Here is a 17729-nt window from a genome sequence, read left to right as displayed (position 1 = left end):
CAGCAGCAGACGCTGCAACAAACGACCATTTTGCAGTCGCACCATTCGTAAAAGTCATGAAGATCGGGGTATTCTTCGATGTTTTGTGCAGAATTGATGATTCGTCACGAGTTTTTCTAAGGGGAGCCCATGCAGCGTTCACTACCACCACTCAACGCCCTCAAGGCCTTCGAGGCCGCCGCCCAGTGTCTGAGCTTTACCCAGGCAGCGACCCGCCTGTGTGTGACCCAGAGCGCCGTGAGCCGCCAGGTCAAGCTGCTCGAGGAGCAGCTCGGAGTGGCGCTGTTCGACCGAAGTGGCGGGCAATTGCGGTTGACCGCTGCAGGCAATCGGCTGCTGCCGGTACTCAGGCAGTCCTTTGATCGGATCGCCTGGACCGTCGGTGCGCTGGAGGACCAGCAGCAGTTATCCCACTTGAGGATCAATGTGCCGCCGACCTTTGCCAGTCGCTGGCTGGTGCCGCGGCTCGGTCGGCTGCACGCGCTGCACCCCTCGCTGGACCTGTCGATCACCACCCGATTCGAAGATGATCTGTTGAATCATGCCGAGATGGACGGCGTGATTCGCTTCGGCGCCGGCGAATGGCCGGAGCTCGACGCCGAGCTGCTGATGCAGGAATCCCATGTGGCGGTGTGTGCCCCGCAGTTGCTGGAGGGGCGGCGAGGGCGTGAGGTGGATCTGACTCGTCATACCCTGCTGCATGTACTTCGAGACGATGACCGTTTCCAGACCTGGCAGCACTGGCTGCGAGCGGCAGGCATCGAAGGCGTCGAGACAGATGGGGGGCTGGCCTTCGACGTCCTCGAGCTCGCCATCCAGGCGGCCATCAATGGCATCGGGGTGGCGGTGGCCGATCGCCACATGATCGGCCGTGAATTGATGCGCGGGGATCTGGTGCAACTGCTGGACGTCGAGGTCACCGGCCATCAGTCCTACTGGCTGGTGACGCGTCAAGAGCAGCAGGATTCCACCAACATGGCGCTGTTTCGTCGCTGGCTGCGCCAGGAGATCAGCGATCCACCTGCGTGAGTGTGGCGTCGATGCTCACTGGAAACGCGCCAATTCGCTTCAGCCGATCGTTGTGTCAGAGGTCAGCAGTTCACGGATCAGCATGATCAGTTCGTCCCCTGCGGGGTGCTGGAAGCTTGGCGAACGATGGAGCTCGAGCTCGGCCGGTGGCAGCGGCGGGAGGCCATCGGTGTCGCCGAGTATGCGCCAATCATCGGGTAGGGTGCGGCGATCAGCGACGGTCACTGCGTCGCGCTGGTTCACCGCCATGCGCAGGCCGGTGGGGCTCTGGCTGGTGTAGTGCAGCGACCACTGGCGACCTTGGCGCGTCAGGCTGTCGAGGGCGCGTTGCCGGTAGGGGCAGTGGTCGGGGAACAGCGCCAGCGGTAGCGCTGCCTGAGGGTCGTGATCGAAGTCGCGATGGGCGGCCCACACCAGGGATTCGGCGGCCAGGATGTCCCCATTGCCATGATTGGCGTGACGCACCGTGAGCGCCAGGTCGAGTTCGCCGGCCTCGAGTGCCTCGATCAGCTCGCTCGACATGCGGCAGTGGATATGCGGGCGAATACGAGGATGGCGCTGAGCGAAGCGATCCAGCAGTCGCGGCAGCCAGATCTCGGCGTAGTTTTCAGGCAGTCCGAAACGAATCACCCCGTCGCGATCCCCATGACCGAGAGCGCTGATGGCTTCGCGCTGCAACTGCAGCAGGCGGCGCGCGTAGACCAGAAAGATCTCGCCATCCTCGGTCAGGCTGAGTTGACGGCTGGTGCGATATACCAGCGGACTGCCTACGCGCTCTTCCAGGGTGCGAATGCGCTGGCTGATGGTCGATTGCGTCTTGTGCAACTGCCGGGCGGCCGCCGTGAATCCCCCATTCTCGATCACCGCCACGAAGGCGCTGAGCAGTTCGGTGTCCAGGATCGGCAGGCTATGCCCATCGGTTTTGTCGATGGAATGCATCGGAACGAATCGTTTCCTCGATGATTGAAGTTTCCCCACTATGCCGCTGAACCCAAGACGAGACCAGCGTCGACTGGTCGTCCCTTCCCCGGCTCACCGAGGAGAACCCTGATGCTTACTGCACAGCAACTGGCCGATGCCGAACGCCATGACCTGACAGACCTGGTCGATAGCGAACGCTATCCTCTCGATCGTCCTGATGATCCTGTCCTGCTGTCGGCCATCGCCACGGCCCGCAAGGACCTTGATCGCGAGGGCTGTGCGGTGCTTCGCGGTTTCCTGCGCCAGGACCGACTGGCGCAGATGCGCGAGGAGTGCCATGAACTGGCGCAGAAGAGCTTCTACAACAGCCGTGAGGTGAACGCCTACTTTACCGCTGACGATCCCGAGTTGCCTGAGCAGGATCCTCGCCGGCTGTTCATGACCCGCACCAGCGGTTTCGTGACCCGCGACATGATCACGGCGGATCGCATCATGCAGCGCATGTACGTTTCGCCAGGCATGAAGTCGCTGGTCGCCCGCTGCCTTGGCGAGGACAAGGTGTATGAGTATGCCGATCCCTATGCCGGGCTGGTGCTCAACGTGCTGCCCGACGGCACCCAGCAGCCATGGCACTACGACACCAATGAATTCATCGTCACCATGATGACCCAGGCGCCAGAAGAAGGCGGCAGCTTCGAGTACTGCCCGGACATCCGTACGCCCCAGGAGGAGAACTACGAGGGAGTCGGCGCGGTGATTCGCGGCGAAACACGTGAAGGCGTGCGTCGCCTGGACCTGCAACCCGGTGATCTTCAGCTGTTCAAGGGGCGCTTCAGCCTGCATCGCGTGACTCGTGTGGAGGGTGACACGCCGCGACTGACGGCGATCTTTGCGTATTCCAAGACGCCTGGCGTGGTCGGTCGTCTCGAGCGCACCCGCCAGCTGTATGGCCGGGTGTCCGAGCTGCATATCCAGGCCGAACAGGATCGGGCCGAACGCGCCGATGGCCTGCTCGACTGAGCCCCTTCGCCATTCAATCCCAGGGAGCAACGCTGATGAATATGGATCTGGACGCAATGGGCATCCTGCCCCCGACCCATCGCCCCGAAGACTGTGAACCGACGCAGCAGGAGATCCCGCAGATCCTGCTTGACCGGCTTGCTCGCGTACGGGCTCAGCTCAAGTCGCGCGACATTTCAGCCGCGGTACTGTTTGACCCGGCCCATGTGCGCTATGCCACCGGTTCCAGAAACATGCAGGTCTACAGCTCGCGCAACCCGGCGCGCTATGCCTTCGTGCCCGCCGAGGGGCCGGTAGTGTTGTTCGAGTTTTCCGGGTGCGAGCATCTGGCCTCTCATCTGCCGACGATCGACGAGATCCGTCCGGCGAAGGCGATCTCGTACTACTTCAACGAGCGTAATACCCACGCGGTCACCGAGGCCTGGGCCGATGAAATCGACGACCTGATTCAGCGCCAGTGCGGCGGTGGCGGCAAGGTGGCACTGGAGAGCGCGACCTCCCAGGCGGCGTTTGCGCTGAAGGAGCGTGGTTACCGGGTGCTGGATGCCCAGGAGCCACTCGAGCAGGCCCGTGCCTACAAGGTGCCCAATGAGATCAAGATGATCCGCTCGTCGTTGCGTGCTGTGGAGGAGGGCGTGCGTCAACTTGAGGCCAGCATTCGGCCCGGCGTGACCGAGAACGAAGCCTGGTCGAAGCTGCACCAGCATATCGTCGCGACCGATGCGGATTTTATCGAGACGCGTCTGATGAACTCCGGGCCGAGAACCAACCCCTGGTTTCAGGAGTGTTCCGACCGCCGTATCCAGTCAGGAGAGCTGGTAGCGCTGGATACCGATGTGGTCGGACGCTACGGCTACTACGCCGACTTTTCGCGCACCTTCCTGTGCGGGCGTGATGCCCCATCTCAGACGCAGAAAGATCTGTATCGCATGGCGTACGACCAGATTCAGACCAACATGGCTAATCTCAAGCCTGGGGTGAGCTTCAAGGAATACGCCGAGCGTGCCTGGGAGATTCCTCCCGCCTACAAGTCTCGCCGCTACTTTGCCCTGGCTCACGGGGTCGGCATGAATGGCGAGTATCCCTACATCGTGCACCGCGAGGACATCGACGATAAGGGCTACGACGGCGTTATCGAACCCGGCATGACCCTGTGTGTCGAGAGCTTCATCGGTCATGAAGCTGGGGGCGAAGGGGTGAAGCTCGAAGAACAGCTATACGTCCGCGAAGACGGCCAGGTGGAGCTGCTGTCGGACTATCCATTCGATGCCCGTCTGCTGGGCTGACGATCCCCAGGATGCGCCACCGATCGTGGGTGGCGCATTCCGTTAACTCATGCAAGGTATGAGAAATGCGTCGGCTTGATCAGCATCGTCTCATGCTAGGCTTTTCCACTTGCCTTGCCGACAATCAGAAGAAGGAGTTTTCATGAAGAAATTTTCCGTAACTCTGCTGGCGCTGGGTGTCATGTCTGCTGGCAATGTGTCCGTTGCCGACGACAAGTCACTGACCATCGGCACCAACAATTGGGCCGAAAACATCGCCGTTGCCAACATGTGGAAGATTCTCCTCGAGGAGGAGCATGACTATGACATCGAGCTGTCGGATGTCGGCAAGAGTGTGCTCTACAGTGGTCTTGCCAGTGGCGACTTCGACCTTTCACTCGAGATCTGGTTGCCGACCACCGATGCGCCCTTTCTGGAACCATACCGCGATCGCATCGACGTCCACGATGTCTGGTATCGCGGGACTGGCCTGGGGCTGGTGGTCCCAAGCTACGCCGATATCGACAGCATTGCCGAGCTGAAGGAACAGGCTGAGCGTTACGAGTATCAGGGCGGCCCCTCAATTCTTGGCATCGATTCGGGGTCTGCCATTGCGGGCCTGACCGACGACGTGATCAGCGCCTATGATTTGCCCTTTGACCAGATCAATAGCTCTGGACCGGCGATGATGGCGGCGCTTGATGGTGCCTACAGCCGCGAAGAGCCGATGGTGGTGACGCTGTGGAGTCCTCACTGGGCCTTCGCCGAGTACGACCTCAAGTACCTCGAGGATCCCAAGGGGATCTATGGTGACAACGAGGACATCTACTGGATGGCACGCCCCGGTCTGGACGAGGATGATCCCTGGCTGACATCGGTGCTCAATGCCTGGCATATGGATGATGATAGCCTTGGAACGCTGATGGCTCGGATAGAGGAAACAGGGGATCCCGAAGAGGGTGCCCGGGACTGGATCAACGACAATCGTGATCTGGTCGATAGCTGGATCGACGACGCCTCCGGCTAGCCCATTGCCTTGAAGGGCCGTGCGCAACCGGCCGTACCCGAAGACGCGATGGGAGAAAAGGCGACGTCGCCGGCCCGCTTCGCTATCGTCGTCCCTGGGTGGTACGGCCATCTGTGGTCATGAAGTCGACCGACTTTTCTGTTTGAAGAACGTTTTCAAACGACCAGGGTTCCATCTCGTCACCATGACAATGGTGGAGGTGGAGCCCCACCAGGGAGGTGCCATTGAGGCTAGTGCGACGTCCCTACCGCTTGGCCAGTATTCCCCCTTCGTTTACGCCTGAGCTCTGCGCCAAAGCCCTTCATCAAACCCCTCACCAAAGCCGCTTTCCCGGGAGTCGGGCTAGAGCGGTCGCCCATCCAGTGAATGTTCCATGATCGCAAGCGTCAGTGTGAAGTGATGCTGGGCGACGCTGAAGGCGTCGTCTGCGCGTCGTTCGAGGATGGCCTGGACCAGTTCACGATGTTCCCGTCTTGCCCTTGGCAATGATTCGGCGGGGTAGGGTTCAGAGCCGAATCCCAGGGTGGCTCGCGCCGTCAGTTGGCGTGACTGCGCGACCAGATGGTGATTGTCGGCCATCTGCATGATGCAGTCGTGAAGGCGCTCATCGAGTTGGCGGGCGACGGAGGCGTCGTCGGTGTCGCAGAAGCGGTCCAGCAGCGCCTGCAACGTTTTGGCCTGGGCCTCGTCGTGACGCTCGGCGGCGGTTCTGGCCACCAGCCCCTCCACCAGACAGCGATAGTCGAAGAAGTCCCTGAGCTGGGGCAGCTCCTGTCCGAGGATACGCTGGGCGGTGTTGGGCGAGGCCTCGTCGACCCGTTTGAAGGTGACAAAGGTACCGCCATCACGACCACGGCGGGATTCGATCAGGCCAAGCTCGCCCACGATCTTCAAGGCGCCGCGGACGGTGACGCGACTGACCCCCTGGCGCTCCGCCAGGTCGCGCTCCGGCGGCAGGCGATCCCCGGGGGAGTAAGCGCCAATGGCGATCGCCGTCACGATCCGGTCCGCCAGCTCCTGGGTGGCCGAGCGGGCGCCGCCGGCGCCTGGCAGGTCGGTTCGAGACGGTTCAATCATAGGGTTCTCTCCAAAAGGTATTGTCACAATACCTTTAAGTGTGATTTTCTAAAAATGAAGCGGCCAACGTCGCTGTGTCCGGCGCACTGTCGCAGGTCGCGAACCGCGTCCGGGTCTGCTGGCGGGTTCGAGTATACACGGCGCCGTCAGATTCTTGACCGGCCAAGGGAATGCACAGCAAGAGGCCGCCCAGTGTCGCCACGCAGGCAGCCTCGACCCGGTGGACGTCTTCGACCGCTCGATGGCGGGAGATCCCCGCCTTGCCAACTAGAACAAGAGGAAATCACCGATGAGTGACAATACCCTGGAGAGTCTGGGCTACACCCAGGAACTCTCACGAACGCTCAAGCTGAGAGATCTGGTGATCTACGGCCTGATCTTCATCGTGCCGATCGCTCCCTTCGGTATCTTCGGCCACGTCATGAGCGCCAGCGGTGGCATGATCGTCACCGCCTATGTCATCGGACTGGTGGGGATGCTGTTTACCGCCATCTGCTACTCCCAGATGGCCAAGGAATTCCCGGTAGCAGGCTCGGTGTACTCCTACGTGTCCCGCGGGGCGGGCAGCTTTGCCGGCTTCGTCGCGGGCTGGATCATGCTGCTGGACTACATCCTGATTCCGGCGCTGTTGTACGTGGTGGGGGCGCTGGCGATTCACGACATCTTCCCGTCGCTGTCACCGATCCTGCTGGTGGTGGCCTTCGTCGTATTCAACACCTACATCAATATTCGCGGCATCAGCTTTACCGCCGCCTTCAACCGCTGGATGCTGGTGGCCGAACTGCTGGTGCTGGCGGTGTTTCTGGTGGTGGGGGTGGTGGCCATCAGCAACAACGTCAACGGTGCCGTCTTCTCGATGGCCCCGGTCTACGATGCCGATGACTTCTCGCTGGGGCTGATCATCTCTGCGGTGCCGATCGCGGTGCTCAGTTTTCTGGGTTTCGATGGCATCTCCACCCTGGCGGAAGAGGCCAAGGGCGGTGGCAAGGCGGTCAGCAAGGCGATCTTCCTGGTGCTGTTGATCATCGGTGGCCTGTTCATCGCCCAGACCTGGGTGGCGGCGCTGATCCAGCCCGATCCCGCCTCGTTCAACAATCTCGACACCGCCTTCTATGAAACCGCACGTATCGCCGGGGGCGGCTGGCTGGCGGTGCTGACCGCCGCGACCACCGCTATCGCCTGGGGCGTCGCTGACTCCCTGGTGGCCCAGATCGCGACCGCGCGAATCCTCTACAGCATGGGCCGTGATCGGCTGCTGCCGGCGCCGCTGGCTCGCGTTCACCCGCGCTTCAAGACGCCCTACGTCAGTGCGCTGCTGGTCGGTGCCGTGTCCATCGTCGCGGGGATCGCTTTCATGCAGCAGCTGGCGTTGTTGACCTCCATCGTGACAATCGGCGCCCTGACCGCCTTCATCATTCTGAACATCACCACGCTCTACTACTTCGTGTTCAAGAAGAAGGCAGCCAATCCTTTCCTGCATATCCTGTGTCCGCTGCTCGGCCTGGCCGTGGTCGGCTACATCTGGAGCGGGTTCGAGTCCTATACCGTGCTGATCGGGCTGGCATGGGCGGTTGTCGGTGTCGGCGTCTACGCCTTTGCCAAGCGCGGTGGACGTGCCGTGCAGATAGAAATCTAAGGCTTGCCTGAAAAGTGCCTGCGCTCGTCGATGTTGAGAACAGCGCCCAGGGCCAATTGAAAACACTCGAGGCGTCGGTCGGCGGAGACGACCGGCGCCTCGAGGTGGAGACACAAGAATGAAGATCAAGACGATACACGACGTTCATCACTGTTTTGACCACGCCCTCGAGCCGCAGGAAACGATCAGTTCCGGTGATACTCGGCGCTTCGATATTCTCGATGCCAGCGGTGGCTTGATTACCCGACACAGCCAGGCCGACGCGCTGACCCGGCTGCCGGCAGGGGAGCTCAATCCGGTGTGTGGCCCCCTCTATATGGAGGATGCCGAACCCGGCGATGTGATCGAGGTGGAGCTGGTCGACTTCGAACCGGGGCAGTGGGGCTGGACGGGGTTGATCCCGGGTTTCGGGCTGCTGGCCGACGATTTCACCTCGCCCTGGCTCAAGGTGTCGGAGTACGACAGCGAGTCGGTGTACTTCGACGAGGACATCGTGATTCCGTTTCGGCCCTTCGCCGGTACCATCGGGCTCGCGCCTGCCGAGCCGGGGCAGCACTCCATCGTGCCGCCGCGCATCTGCGGTGGCAATCTCGACATCCGTGACCTGGTAAAGGGAGCTCGGCTGTACCTGCCGGTGCAGGTCAAGGGAGGACTTCTGAGTATCGGCGATACCCACGCCTGCCAGGGCGACGGAGAGGTCTGCGGAACCGCGGTAGAGACCCGCATGGCCGCCACGGCCACATTGCGTCTGCACAAGGCGGGCAATATTCCTGCGCCGATGTTCGACGTGCCGCCGGGAGCGTCGAGCGAGGAAGATGCGGGCTTTCTGGTCACCACCGGGGTGGGGCCGGACTTGATGCAGGGCGCCCGTGACGCGGTGCGCTTCATGATCGATCGGTTGCACCGTCAGGCCGGCATGGATGAGCAGCTGGCCTACGCGCTTTGCAGCGTGGCAGGGCGGCTACGGGTCAGCGAGATCGTCGATCAGCCCAACTGGGTGGTGTCCTTCTACATGCCTCGGTCGATCTTCCGCTCGAAGAGTCTTAGAGCCATCTAGGTGTATGATCCCGGGTTGAGCTGAACTGACCTTTCCGTTCGTCAGAACGTAGGGTCAGGCCCGCGGGCCTGACCAATAACGCCGGGTGTTGTGGCACCCGGCGTTGTCGTCATGACGTCACTTCGGCTCGCTCGGCGGCCACCTGCGCAAGGACTTCCTGGTAGTTCTCGACGCCCTGGGCGCCGGTGACCAGGTAGCGGCGGTTGAACACCATGGCGGGTACCCCGCTGATGCCCTGCTGTTGCCAGAAGGCCTGGCGCTGTCGCACCGATTCGCCGCGCTCGCCCGACTCGAGTATCGTCACTACTTCGGCGCGGTCATGGCCGAGACTCGCCGCTACATCGGCCAGCACGTCGATCCGGTGGAGGTCACGACGTTCGGTGAAGAAGGCGCTGAACAGGGCCTGCTTCATGCGGTGGCCTTCGTCAGGAGAGCGCTGCTCCGCCCAGTCGATCAACTGGTGGGCGCGGAAGGTATTCACCATGCGCATGTCATCGGTGTAGTTGAAGGTGAAGCCGAGGTCGGCGCCCATCTGGGTGAGCCGTTCCCGTGCGCTGCGCGAGTCCTCATCGCTGGTGCCGTACTTGGCGGCGATATGCTCGCGCAGGTTTTCGCCTTCCTCGCCCATCTGCGGATTGAGCTCGAAGGGGTGCCAGTGCACCTCGATGTCGATGCCGCTCTGGCGCGCCGCCTCGGCGAGCTGGCGGTAGCCGATGATGCACCAGGGACAGACGACGTCGGAGACGATGTCGACGGTGATGGTGGTGTCGCTGTCGCGGCTATCTGGGGATGTGGGCATGTCGGCCTCTACTCCTGAAGAAAGGTGTCCCGGATTGGTCGTTAGCAGGGCAACCAACCTTACAGGCCCCGGGACACGATCAACAGACAAGCCTCAGATGAGTCGATCCCACAGCCCATCCTGATATTCCTTGGCACTGGCCTCGAAGCTGTCCGGGTAGACATTGCGGAAGCGGTGCTCGTCCAGCGGGATCAGTCGTGCCATCTCGTCGATCATCGCCGCCGGGTCCTGCTGCAGGTCGTCGCCGGCAAACTGCTGCTGCACCGAGCGAATCGGTTTTTCAGGGGTGAAGCAGGCGTCGGGGTCGTACCACTGGTCCAGGGTGTTGTACATGCGGTCGTTGAAGCCGGTGCGGAAGGGGCCGGGGTTGATGGTGGCCACCTTGACGCCCAGCGGGGCGAGCTCTTCGTAGAGCAGTTGCGCCATGCCTTCGAGGGCGTGCTTCGAGGCGACGTAGGGACCGAGGTAGGGGAAGGTGGTGAAACCAGCGATGGAGGAGGTCAGTACGATCTTGCCCTTGCCTCGCTCGACGAACTCGCGGGCGTAGGGCTGCACGAATTCCAGGGTCGAGAAGACGTTGGTCTCGAACACTCGGCGTACCCGGTCGACCGGGATCTCGGCCAGCGCGCCGGTCTCGCCGATGGCGGCGTTGGCCACCACGATATCGACCTGGTGTCCGTAGCTGGAAAACACCGCGTCGCGGTCGCGCTTGTCGGTGATATCGAGCTTTTCGACGGTGAGCGTCAGTTCCTGCTGCCGGGCCTTTTCCTTGAGCGAGGTGACCTGGGGCCAGATCTCCGTGGTAGCGATGACCTTGTGTCCCGCCCTGGCCAGGGCCAGTGCCGTACCTTCGCCGAGTCCGCTGCCGGCGCCGGTGATCAGAATGGTCTTCATCATCGTGCTCCTGTCTGGGAAAAGGAACGGTCGCGGCACGCCTGGGCGTAGCGCCTGGCAAGGTCTCTGGGCACTTGCCTCTGGGTGCTTGCCTCCGGGCGTTTGACAATCCGGGACCCTAACGTGCCGCGATGGCGCTGCTCAACCATCGCGCCAGCATCGCGTCGGCATCCTGGCCCGTATCCTGGCCAACATCATGGCCAGCATCGTGATCAGGGCGGCCGACCGTCGCCACCGCGAGTCCCAGCGTGCTGCCGAGGTCATGTCACGATGATGACGCTTCGGTGTCGGGGACCGTCGATCGACGATCCTTGTGCACTGCCCTTGCCTGCGAGTGTGGCCTGCGGTCCTGTCGACCCAGCGGGACCATCATCGGGCGACCGCTGACGGGATCGGCGAAGACGTGGCTGTCCAGTCCGAATACCTCCCTGACCATGGTGGTGGTCATCACCTCACTGGCCGGGCCGCTTGAGTAGACCTTGCCGGCGGCCATGGCGATCAACTCATCGGCATAGCGCGCGGCAAGGTTGAGCTCATGCAGCACCATGACGATGGTGGTGCCGCGCTGGCGGTTGAGGTCCTCGAGCAGATCGAGCACCTCGACCTGGTGATGGATATCGAGATAGGTGGTGGGTTCGTCGAGCAGCAGCACCTCGGTGCGCTGGGCCAGGGCCATGGCGATCCACACCCGCTGGCGCTGGCCGCCCGACAGTTCCTCCAGCACACGCTCGGCGAGGCCGGTGGTGTCGGTGGCTTCCAGCGCCTCGCTGACGGCGTCATCGTCTTCGCGGCTCCAGCGCTGAAACATGCCCTGGTGGGGGTGGCGGCCACGGCTGACCAGCTCCAGCACGGTGATGCCTTCAGGGGCGAGTGGCGCCTGAGGCAGCAGGCCCAGGCGCTGGGCCAGGCGCCTGGCGGGCAGCCGGTGCAGGTCGTGGCCGTCGAGCAATACCTGGCCGCGCTGCGGCACCAGCAGGCGTGACAGCGAACGCAGCAGGGTCGACTTGCCGCAGGCGTTGGCGCCGACGATGGCGGTGATACCCGCTGGCTTGACCTCCAGATCGATGTTGTCGAGGACCGCTCGGTCACGGTAGCCGGCGGTCAGGCCTCGGGCACTGAGTCGGGTAGGCGTCATCAGGTGGATCCTCGGGCGTTGTCGCGCATGACGAGGGTAATCAGGTAGGGGGCGCCGATCACGCCGGTGACCACCCCCACGGGATAGCGGGCCGGCAGCAGATGCTGGCCGATAAAGTCACCCAGCAGCACGAACAGGGCGCCGACCAGGGCAGCGGGGATCAGCACCGAGCCGTTGTGACGGATCAACCAGGCGGCGACCGGGCCGCTGAGGAAGGCGACGAAGGCGATCGGCCCGGTCACCGCGGTGGCAAAGGCGACCAGCCCCACCGCCGCGACCACGATGCCCAGGCGGGTGAGCGACAGCCTGACACCGAGCCCCCGGGCCATGTCATCGCCCAGGCGCATCGCCTCCAGGTCCCTGGCGAAGTGAAGTAGCGGCAGGCCAAGCACGATCAGCGCCAGCACCAGGGGCAGGCTCTGATCCAGGTGCACGCTGTTGAGGCTGCCGGTCATCCAGCGCATGGCCTCCTGCAGTGGCCAGGCCGGGGCCTGGGTCAGCAGGTAGGCGATGGCGCTCTGGAGCATGGCGGCGAGGCCGATGCCGGTCAGAATCAGGCGGGTATCGGCGACGCCGCGGCGCCACGACAGGGCATAGATCAGCACGGCGACGCCAAGACCGCCGACGATGGCCACCAGTGCCACCGGAGCGCCACGCAGCGACAGCATGACGATGGCGAAGACCGCCGCTGCGCTGGCGCCGGCGCTGATACCGATCACGTCGGGGCTGGCCAGCGGATTGCGCAGCATGGTCTGGAAGGCGGCGCCGCCGAGGCCGAAGCAGGCCCCGGCCAGCACAGCAATCAGCGCCCGGGGTAGCCTCAACTCCATCAGGGTGAAGGAGGCGCCGGGTACCTGCTCGCCGGACAGCACCGCGATCACCGTGGCAGGGTCGATCCACGACTGGCCCAGCATCAGGGTGAGGCAGACCCCGGCAAGCAGCGCACACAGCAGCAGCGCAATGATCCGCCGGCGCTGGCGTTGGCGTTGCCGTCGCAGTTGCCTGACGGTCGACGGCGTGGACCTTGCTTGGGTGGACCTTGCTTGAGAGGACGTCGCTCGGGGGGACATGGCTTGAGTGGCCGTCGCTCGCTGGGAGGTGGTCGGTGTCGTCGTCACAGTGACCTCAGCGTATGGCGGCGGACGATCCAGATGAAGACCGGACCGCCGAGCAGGGCGGTGACGATACCGACGTCGAGTTCTGCCGGACGGACCAGCACCCGGCCCAGAGTGTCGGCCAGTATGACCAGCAGGGCGCCGCCGAGGGCACACAGCGGCAGCAGGCGGCGGTAGTCGGCACCGACCAGCAGGCGCAGCGCGTGGGGCACTACCAGGCCGACGAATCCGATGGGACCACAGGCCGCGGTGGTCGCCCCGCACAGCAGGATGGCCCCCACCGCGGCCAGCGCTCGGGCCAGGGCCACGCGCTCGCCGAGGCCGGTCGCCGCCTCATCGCCCAGCGCCATCAGGTTGAGCTTGCGCGCCGCCAGCAGCGACGCGGCAAGGCCCAGGACCAGGAAGGGCAACACCGGGGTGATGCGATCGAGGGTAGCGCCGCCGACGCCGCCGATCAGCCAGGAATGGATCAGCCCGGCGATGTCGGCGCGGGGTAGAATCACGGCGGAGGTCAGCGAGGTCAGGGCGGCGGTCACCACCGCGCCGCTCAACGCCAGCCTGAGAGGGGTGGCTCCGCCTCGTCCGAGGTTGGCCACCAGATAGACCAGCAGTGCACTGGCGCCGGCGCCGGCGATGGCCACCCAGATGTAACCAGAGGCCTGCTGCATATCGAACCAGGCGATGCCGATGACGACTGCCAGCGCGGCGCCGGCGTTGACCCCGAGCAGGCCTGGATCGGCCAGAGGGTTGCGGGTCAGGCCTTGCATGGTCGCCCCGGCCACGGCCAGCGCGGCCCCTGCCAGCAACGCCAGCAGGGTGCGGGGCAGACGGCTGGCGATCGCCGCTTCGTCGATGGAGTCGATACGCCCATCCAGCAGACCCATGAGCGCGGTCAGGTCCGTCGGCCTGGCGCCGATGACCACCGACATCATGATGCTGGCGGCCAGCGCCGCCAGCAGCAGATAGACGCCGGTCGGGCGCGAATGGCCTGTCCTGCCAGGCGCCAGCGGCCTTGCCTTCATATCCTTCCCTTCCTGCTCATTTGCGCGTATCCATCCTGTCCAGACGCTTGATTCAGGGTTGCTGACGCTTGCGAGCGGCTTCGGCCAGTCGTTCGACGTAGTCGTCGAGCACCCAGGGAATCGACAGCGGCGTCGGGTTGGCTGCGGTTCCGGTGGGATTGTTGCCGAGCAGCACCAGCGAGCCCTGTTCCACCGCGGGCAGGCGCGAGGTCAGCATATGCTCGTTGAGTCGCTCCACCAGCGGCTCGCCACCATAGGTGATGATGATGTCGACATCGGCGATCTCGTCGATACGCTCGGCGCTGATGGAGCCGGCGAAACGGCCGTCAACGGAGCTGTCGGTGACGAACTGGGGCGAGGTCAGGCCGATCTCGTGCAAGAAGCGCACCCGGGCGTCGTTGTCGTTGTAGAAGTTGATCTGACTGAGGTCGGTGGGCTTGATATGGCTGATCAGCATGGCGCTCTTGCCGGCGAGTTCCGGGTGCTCGGTGATCTGCTGCTCCACCTGGGCTTCCAGGCGTGCGATCAGGGCCTCGCCTTCTTCGGCCATGCCCATGCCTGCGCTGTTGAGTCGGATCATGTCACGCCAGCCCGACGACCAGGGAGCTTCGGGGTAGGCCACCACCGGGGCGATCTTGCTGAGGGTGTCGTAGTCGGAGCGGCTGAGGGCGGAATAGGCCGCCAGGATAACGTCGGGCTGGCTCGCGGCCACCGCCTCGAAGTCGATGCCATCGCCTTCGTCGAACAGGTTGGGGGGGCCTGCGTCGAGCTCGTCAAGACGCTGCTCCACCCAGGGCCAGAGGCCATCGCCATCGTCATCGCCGAAGGTGGTAGCGGGAAAGCCCACCGGCACCACTCCCAGCGCTAGCGGCACCTCGTGGTTGGCCCAGGCCACCGTGGCGACCCGTTCGGGCTTTTCCTCGATCACGGTGACGCCGAGGGCGTGCTCGATTTCGATTGGATAGCCATCGTCGCCAGCGGCGAGGACAGGCTGGACGGCGGCGAGTAACACAAGGCCGAGCGGCCAGCGTGGGTGGATCAGGGGCATGGGGTCTTCCTTATAGAGGCGATGACCGGCTCTCGCAGGAGAGCCGGTTTGACAGTGGTGTCGCGAGTGCCGGTCGGGCGCACAGCGCCCGACGCGGATGTCGAGGTTTCGGCGTTCCAGGGCACTAGAAGTCGTAGGTCAGGCTCAGCAGCGCGCTGCGCGGCTCGCCATAGATACCCTGGCTATAGAAGCCGAGCTGCGAGTAGTACTCCTCGTCGAACAGGTTGGTGACGTTGAGCTGGGCGCTCATGCTGTCGTTGATGCGATAGCGGGCCATGGCATCGGCGACAAAGACGTCACCCTGACCGATCTTCTCGGTGCCGTTGGGGGTGTCGTTGTCGCGGTAGGTGTCACCCTGCCAGCGCGCACCGCCGCCGAGGGTCAGGTTCGACCAGCGGCCAGGCAGCTGCCAGCTGGCGAACAGCTTGGCCTGCTGGCGGGCATAGCTGGTGTTGAGCTGCTCACCGTCGGCGTCCTCGGCGTCCACCAGGGCGTAGCTGGCGGACAGGTTGACGCCGTCGGCCACCTCGCCTGCGATCTCGAGCTCGAAGCCTTCGACCTCGGCGCCGTCGGTGGTGGTGTAGGCCTGGTCGGTGGTGCCCGCGACGAAGACCCCGGGGATTTCCACCGCCAGATTGTCCTGCTGGCTGTGGAACACCGCGAAGGACACGTCGGCACGATCGTCGAACAGCTCGGCCTTGAGGCCGGCCTCGTAGTTGATGCCTTCCAGCGGATCCAGCAGGGCGCCGCTGGGTGAGCGCTCGCTCTGGGTGTTGAAGATCTCGGTGTAGCTGGCGTAGGCGCTGAGGTCGTCGGTGATATCGACGATCAGACCCGCGTAGGGGGTGAACTCGTTGTCGTATTCGTACTCACGCTCGCCGCGATAGTCCTGGTCGATCTTCCAGTCGGTCATGCGCGCGCCGACGATAAAGTGCACCGGGTCTGCCAGCGAGAAGCGGGATACCGCGTAGTAGCCCTGCTGTTCGGTCACGGTGTCATCGGTCAGGCCCCACTCGCCCCAGACCGGTTCTGCCAGGGCCGGGTCGTTGCGGTCGCTGAAGCTGCCCAGCGCCGGCACGTCGCCGGCCGGGCCGCGACTGTTGATCTGGTAGTCCTCGTGCAGGTCCATGTAGCCGAAGCCGAGCTGATGCTCGCGGCCGAACAGGGTGAAGGGACCTTCGGCGCTGACATGCAGATTCTTCTGGGTGCGATCGCCGCGATAGTCGACCAGGTAGGATTCGGTGGCGTAGCTGGGCGTGTAGTAGAGCACACCGGTCTCGCGATCCGGATAGCCGCCGCGGTAGTTGTAGGTCAGGCCATAGTTGGCGTCGCCGTAGCTGTAGGCGGCGCGGGCAGACCAGCCATTGTCGAAGTGGTGGGTCAGGTCGACGAAGGCGCGGGTGTTCTCGGTGAAGAAGTTGGCCCAGTCGGTGTTGTTGGCGGTGGAGCGGTCGAAGTCGGTACGGCCACCGTCCAGGTAGTACTGCGGTACGCCGATGTAGGCGCCATCCTGGTCGTAGTGCTGGTATTCGATGCCCACGCTGAGCTCGGTGTTGTCGGTCAGCTCGGCGGCGATCACCCCGTAAAGGGTCTCGCGGTCGTTCTCGACGCCGTCCATGAAGCTGTCCGAGCTGTCCTTGGCCGCCACGAAGCGCACGCCGACGCGCCCCTCGCTGTCCAGCGGAGTGCTGACATCGACCACGCCGCGCCCCCGGTCCCAGCGGCCCACCGCGGCAGTCACGCTACCCGCCGCCTCGTCCAGCGGCTTCTTGCGCACAAAGTTGACGGTGGCGGATGGATCGCCGACCCCGGTCATCAGGCCGGTGGCGCCGCGCACGACCTCGACCCGGTCGTAGATGGCGGTGTCCCACTCGGCGTCGCCGAACGGCCAGAACGCGCTGGTATTGCTCTGTAGGCCATCGAACTGGAAGTTGCGAATGGTGTAGCCGCGGGACTGGAAGCTGGTGCGAGTGCCGTCCAGACGGATCGCCGAGACGCCGGGCAGCCGTTCCACCGCCTCGGTGGTGCTGGTGATGGCCTCGTCGTCCATCTGCTGGCGGGTCAGGAAGCTGATCGACTGTGGCGTCTGGCGCGGCGTCAGCGTCAGGCCGTTGGCGCTGGTGCTGGAGGCCACCTGATAGCTCTCGGTCGATTCGGTGGTGGCACGCAGATCGTCACCGACCACGGTCATGCTGGCGAGTTGCTCGGCGTCCTGGGCCAGCACCGGGGTCGACAGGGCGGCACCGGAGGCCAGGGCAATGGCGATAGCCAGGCGGCCAGGAACGAGGTGGCCCGGAACGAGACGGCCAGGAACAAGGCAGGTGAGGGGAGCGGAATGGTGCGGCACGAAAGGGGTTCCCTGTTTATGTTTTAAGAATGCAAATTATTCACGTTTCCATTGGCGGGTGTTTATGAGCGCTGCCAAGTTGTCTATGCGAGATGCCACAAATGCACAAAACGGCAGAACTTTTTGGCGAAGTGGCACCATTGGCCTGGTGCAGGGGCCGGGCAAGCGGAGAAGGTCAGGAACCAAGAGAAGGTCAGGCAAGAAAAGGAAACCAGGCAAGAAGAGCAGCCCTGACGCGAACGACCAGGGGCAAGACGACGATCTGGCAGAAGGCGGCCGGCGGTAGAAGACGCCGCTGGAGGTGGGAAGGGACATTGGCGGTGATGCGAGGCCCGGG

Annotated in this window: 15 protein-coding genes; 6 read left to right on the top strand and 9 right to left on the bottom strand. The window is 63.9% G+C overall.

Going from position 1 to position 17729, the window contains the following annotated elements; translation table 11 throughout:
• The first annotated feature begins 129 nt into the window (after window positions 1–129).
• A complete protein-coding gene (gene gcvA / locus RBB39_RS19735; RefSeq protein ID WP_045990944.1) occupies window positions 130–1029 on the top strand; it encodes a transcriptional regulator GcvA in 900 nt (299 codons plus the stop codon).
• A 39-nt stretch (window positions 1030–1068) separates the two neighbouring features.
• On the opposite strand, the gene RBB39_RS19730 is transcribed toward gcvA, so the two are convergent.
• Window positions 1069–1968, bottom strand: coding sequence for a LysR substrate-binding domain-containing protein (locus tag RBB39_RS19730; protein WP_045990943.1), 900 nt, complete (start codon window positions 1966–1968; stop codon window positions 1069–1071).
• Window positions 1969–2079: 111 nt separating this feature from the next.
• On the opposite strand from RBB39_RS19730, the gene RBB39_RS19725 reads away from it, so the two are divergent.
• The 3 genes from RBB39_RS19725 to RBB39_RS19715 all read left to right on the top strand — a co-directional run bounded on the left by RBB39_RS19725 (window position 2080) and on the right by RBB39_RS19715 (window position 5262).
• Window positions 2080–2970 carry a phytanoyl-CoA dioxygenase family protein gene (locus RBB39_RS19725; protein ID WP_045990942.1) on the top strand — a complete coding sequence of 297 codons (891 nt, stop codon included), beginning with the start codon at window positions 2080–2082 and terminating at the stop codon, window positions 2968–2970.
• A 35-nt stretch (window positions 2971–3005) separates the two neighbouring features.
• Window positions 3006–4256, top strand: coding sequence for a Xaa-Pro peptidase family protein (locus RBB39_RS19720; RefSeq protein WP_108131689.1), 1251 nt, complete (start codon window positions 3006–3008; stop codon window positions 4254–4256).
• 142 nt (window positions 4257–4398) lie between these two features.
• Window positions 4399–5262 carry a glycine betaine ABC transporter substrate-binding protein gene (locus tag RBB39_RS19715; RefSeq protein WP_045990941.1) on the top strand — a complete coding sequence of 288 codons (864 nt, stop codon included), beginning with the start codon at window positions 4399–4401 and terminating at the stop codon, window positions 5260–5262.
• 342 nt (window positions 5263–5604) lie between these two features.
• Here the strand turns inward: RBB39_RS19715 and RBB39_RS19710 are convergent, their stop codons facing one another.
• Complete coding sequence (locus RBB39_RS19710) at window positions 5605–6339, bottom strand: FadR/GntR family transcriptional regulator (protein WP_045990940.1); 735 nt, start codon at window positions 6337–6339, stop codon at window positions 5605–5607.
• A gap of 289 nt (window positions 6340–6628) precedes the next feature.
• Here RBB39_RS19710 and RBB39_RS19705 point away from each other — a divergent pair, with 289 nt between their 5' ends.
• Together RBB39_RS19705 and RBB39_RS19700 are read left to right on the top strand one after the other, a co-directional pair.
• Window positions 6629–7975 (top strand): APC family permease, encoded by a 1347-nt coding sequence (locus tag RBB39_RS19705; RefSeq protein WP_045990939.1) that lies wholly within the window; start codon window positions 6629–6631, stop codon window positions 7973–7975.
• Between the two features lie 118 nt (window positions 7976–8093).
• The gene (locus RBB39_RS19700) at window positions 8094–9032 is read left to right on the top strand and encodes an acetamidase/formamidase family protein (protein WP_045990938.1); all 939 of its coding nucleotides are present in this window, start codon (window positions 8094–8096) and stop codon (window positions 9030–9032) included.
• Between the two features lie 109 nt (window positions 9033–9141).
• Here RBB39_RS19700 and RBB39_RS19695 read toward each other — a convergent pair whose 3' ends face one another.
• The 7 genes from RBB39_RS19695 to RBB39_RS19665 form a co-directional block, all read right to left on the bottom strand.
• The gene (locus tag RBB39_RS19695) at window positions 9142–9831 is read right to left on the bottom strand and encodes a DsbA family protein (RefSeq protein WP_045990937.1); all 690 of its coding nucleotides are present in this window, start codon (window positions 9829–9831) and stop codon (window positions 9142–9144) included.
• A 93-nt stretch (window positions 9832–9924) separates the two neighbouring features.
• Window positions 9925–10725, bottom strand: coding sequence for an SDR family oxidoreductase (locus RBB39_RS19690; protein ID WP_253029096.1), 801 nt, complete (start codon window positions 10723–10725; stop codon window positions 9925–9927).
• A 265-nt stretch (window positions 10726–10990) separates the two neighbouring features.
• Window positions 10991–11860, bottom strand: a complete 870-nt coding sequence (locus RBB39_RS19685) for an ABC transporter ATP-binding protein (protein WP_083970163.1) — start codon at window positions 11858–11860, stop codon at window positions 10991–10993.
• The gene (locus RBB39_RS19680; protein ID WP_045990935.1) at window positions 11860–12930 is read right to left on the bottom strand and encodes an iron chelate uptake ABC transporter family permease subunit; all 1071 of its coding nucleotides are present in this window, start codon (window positions 12928–12930) and stop codon (window positions 11860–11862) included. Before RBB39_RS19680 ends, RBB39_RS19685 begins: the two co-directional genes overlap by 1 nt.
• Before the next feature lie 44 nt (window positions 12931–12974).
• On the bottom strand, window positions 12975–13997 hold the full coding sequence (locus tag RBB39_RS19675) for an iron ABC transporter permease (protein WP_045990934.1): 1023 nt from the start codon (window positions 13995–13997) through the stop codon (window positions 12975–12977).
• 52 nt (window positions 13998–14049) lie between these two features.
• Window positions 14050–15045: an iron-siderophore ABC transporter substrate-binding protein gene (locus RBB39_RS19670; RefSeq protein ID WP_045990933.1), complete on the bottom strand. Its 996-nt coding sequence runs from the start codon at window positions 15043–15045 to the stop codon at window positions 14050–14052.
• Between the two features lie 124 nt (window positions 15046–15169).
• Window positions 15170–17392 (bottom strand): TonB-dependent siderophore receptor, encoded by a 2223-nt coding sequence (locus tag RBB39_RS19665; protein ID WP_157032930.1) that lies wholly within the window; start codon window positions 17390–17392, stop codon window positions 15170–15172.
• Window positions 17393–17729 lie beyond the last annotated feature (337 nt).

The organism is Halomonas sp. MMSF_3323, from assembly GCF_030733595.1.
Taxonomy (GTDB): Bacteria; Pseudomonadota; Gammaproteobacteria; order Pseudomonadales; family Halomonadaceae; genus Halomonas; species Halomonas litopenaei.
The sequence above is the reverse complement of the archived record's forward strand: the minus strand, read 5'-3'. Positions and strand labels throughout refer to the sequence as shown.

Coding starts and splice junctions, on each gene's coding strand:
- gcvA (WP_045990944.1), top strand. CDS start 130: ATGCAGCGTTCACTACCACCACTCAACGCCCTCAAGGCCTTCGAGGCC.
- RBB39_RS19730 (WP_045990943.1), bottom strand. CDS start 1,968: ATGCATTCCATCGACAAAACCGATGGGCATAGCCTGCCGATCCTGGAC.
- RBB39_RS19725 (WP_045990942.1), top strand. CDS start 2,080: ATGCTTACTGCACAGCAACTGGCCGATGCCGAACGCCATGACCTGACA.
- RBB39_RS19720 (WP_108131689.1), top strand. CDS start 3,006: ATGAATATGGATCTGGACGCAATGGGCATCCTGCCCCCGACCCATCGC.
- RBB39_RS19715 (WP_045990941.1), top strand. CDS start 4,399: ATGAAGAAATTTTCCGTAACTCTGCTGGCGCTGGGTGTCATGTCTGCT.
- RBB39_RS19710 (WP_045990940.1), bottom strand. CDS start 6,339: ATGATTGAACCGTCTCGAACCGACCTGCCAGGCGCCGGCGGCGCCCGC.
- RBB39_RS19705 (WP_045990939.1), top strand. CDS start 6,629: ATGAGTGACAATACCCTGGAGAGTCTGGGCTACACCCAGGAACTCTCA.
- RBB39_RS19700 (WP_045990938.1), top strand. CDS start 8,094: ATGAAGATCAAGACGATACACGACGTTCATCACTGTTTTGACCACGCC.
- RBB39_RS19695 (WP_045990937.1), bottom strand. CDS start 9,831: ATGCCCACATCCCCAGATAGCCGCGACAGCGACACCACCATCACCGTC.
- RBB39_RS19690 (WP_253029096.1), bottom strand. CDS start 10,725: ATGAAGACCATTCTGATCACCGGCGCCGGCAGCGGACTCGGCGAAGGT.
- RBB39_RS19685 (WP_083970163.1), bottom strand. CDS start 11,860: ATGACGCCTACCCGACTCAGTGCCCGAGGCCTGACCGCCGGCTACCGT.
- RBB39_RS19680 (WP_045990935.1), bottom strand. CDS start 12,930: ATGTCCCCCCGAGCGACGTCCTCTCAAGCAAGGTCCACCCAAGCAAGG.
- RBB39_RS19675 (WP_045990934.1), bottom strand. CDS start 13,997: ATGAAGGCAAGGCCGCTGGCGCCTGGCAGGACAGGCCATTCGCGCCCG.
- RBB39_RS19670 (WP_045990933.1), bottom strand. CDS start 15,045: ATGCCCCTGATCCACCCACGCTGGCCGCTCGGCCTTGTGTTACTCGCC.